The 2165-nt window shown below is 37.6% G+C and carries 2 protein-coding genes; one reads left to right on the top strand and one right to left on the bottom strand.

Annotated features, from left to right (window positions below):
• Window positions 1-355: helix-turn-helix domain-containing protein (locus tag C3420_RS17510; protein ID WP_213064677.1), on the bottom strand; the 355-nt coding region annotated here is incomplete at its 3' end.
• A gap of 142 nt (window positions 356-497) precedes the next feature.
• Between C3420_RS17510 and C3420_RS16805 the strand changes: the two genes are divergently transcribed.
• Window positions 498-1853: an amino acid permease gene (locus tag C3420_RS16805; protein ID WP_103801023.1), complete on the top strand. Its 1356-nt coding sequence runs from the start codon at window positions 498-500 to the stop codon at window positions 1851-1853.
• Window positions 1854-2165: the final 312 nt, after the last annotated feature.

The raw sequence follows: 2165 nt of genomic DNA, 5'->3' as shown, positions 1-2165 counted from the left end.
CAGTCACAACATTCCAGTCGATGCCTTCGCCCTCGGGTAAATCTTTGGGTAAATTAAACAGATTGGACCGAATCAGGCAGTCTTCAACATGACGGACAATTCTTGAGGCTGTGGGCTCTGAAACCCCGTAACTCGTCGCAACGTGAAATAAGGTTCGGTATTCCCGCCAATAGCTCAGACAGAGCAGAACCTGATCCTCCAGGCTTAACTTGGGCGGTCTGCCTTTGGCAGAGACATGCTTCTGCAATTGCTCAACCATCAAATAGAAAGTTGACCATGAGATGCCTGTGTATCGCTTGAACTGAGGATCAGAAAGCTTGTTTGAATCGATGTATTTCATCGGCAGATTATGCACGAATGCTAAGAAATCCGGAGTGCAAATATTAACCAAAAAGAAGATCGTTTTTTGATTTATGAAAGAGATCTAATTTATGAGTTAGCTGATTGGCACTAGACTCGGTACAATCCTATTTTTTTATTCATTATGAGAATATGTTTTGGAGAGTGAAACACCGCAGCTTCAACGCCGTTTGAAGAATCGTCATATCCAGCTGATTGCCATGGGCGGTGCGATTGGTACCGGTCTATTTCTAGGTTCAGCTCATATTATTCAGTCTGCTGGTCCATCTATTATTTTGGGTTATCTGATGGGCGGTTTGATTGCTTTCCTGATTATGCGCCAACTCGGTGAAATGATTGTACATGAACCTGTAACCGGTTCATTTAGCTATTTCGCCTTTAAATATTGGGGGAAGTTTCCAGGATTTTTAACAGGCTGGAATTACTGGATTCTGTATATTCTGGTAGCGATGACTGAGCTGACTGCGGTTGGTAAATATATCAATTACTGGTGGCCAGAAATTCCGGCATGGGTTTCGGTTTTATTTTTCTTTATTCTGGTCACTGGCATGAATTTGACCAATGTAAAGATTTATGGCGAATCTGAATTCTGGTTATCAATGATAAAAGTCCTTGCGATTATCGCGATGATTTTATTTGGGATTTATCTGCTAGTCACTGCTGATGTTGATTCTACTGCTTCAATAACGAACTTATGGGCACATGGCGGTTTCTTCCCGAATGGTTTTGAAGGCCTATTTTATATGCTGGCCTTTATGATGTTTGCATTTGGCGGGATTGAGCTGATCAGTATGGCTGCTGCGGAAACCGAAAATCCGGATCAGAATATTCCAAAAGCTGTAAATCAAACTGTAATTCGTGTATTTCTATTTTATATCTGTTCACTTGCAATTCTATTATCACTTGTGCCGTGGAATCAGCTGAACTTAGGTGATTTAGAGCATAGTCCATTCGTGATGATTTTTAATCTGATGGGTATTGATTGGGCCGCCCACTTATTAAATTTTATTATTTTGACAGCCTCGCTATCGGTGTGTAATAGCGGGATGTATGCCAATAGCAGAATGCTATTAGGTCTGGCAGAGCAGGGTAATGCTCCAAAAGCCTTTAAGAAGGTGAATGCACGAGGAATTCCAGTGCCAGCGGTGCTATTCTCAGCATTACTGATTTTTGGCTGTGTTTTATTAAACTATTTTGTACCTGAAAAAGCCCTAAGCTATCTAATTTACATTGTGGTGGCAGCAGCAGTACTGAACTGGATCATGATTACACTGATTCATCTTAAATTTAAGCAAGCCATTCGCCTCCAAACTGTACAAACTAAATTCCCTGCATTGTTTTCACCCCTGAGTAACTATCTGGTTTTAGTCTTTATGCTGACAGTGCTCTATATCATGTGGGATCAAGGTTTCATGTTGTCAGTGCTGATGCTGCCAGTGTGGATTGTAATATTATTTATTCTTTTCAAAATATTACAAGCCAAGAAAACTTAAATTTTTTATCCTTTTAAAAATGGGTTCATTAGAGCCCATTTTTATGTGCCTTTTTTCATGCTTTAGTAGAAAATAATAATGTGATTTATATTTGCTTGATTAATTGAAATTGGAATAAATTGATTTGTCTATATTCTATTTAAACAAGGTGATAAAGTTTTTATTAAGAATAAATGTAGTAAATAATTAGAATTATTTTCATAAAAAATAAGTATTAAAAGATAATTTAATTGAGGGGTTGATTGAATCAAAAAAATAGAATTTTATATTAATAAATACTTTTTGAATAATTGGGTTTGAAATAATTTATAT

It is taken from the genome of Acinetobacter sp. ACNIH3, assembly GCF_002918965.1.
Taxonomy (GTDB): Bacteria; Pseudomonadota; Gammaproteobacteria; order Pseudomonadales; family Moraxellaceae; genus Acinetobacter; species Acinetobacter schindleri.
The sequence above is the reverse complement of the archived record's forward strand: the minus strand, read 5'-3'. Positions and strand labels throughout refer to the sequence as shown.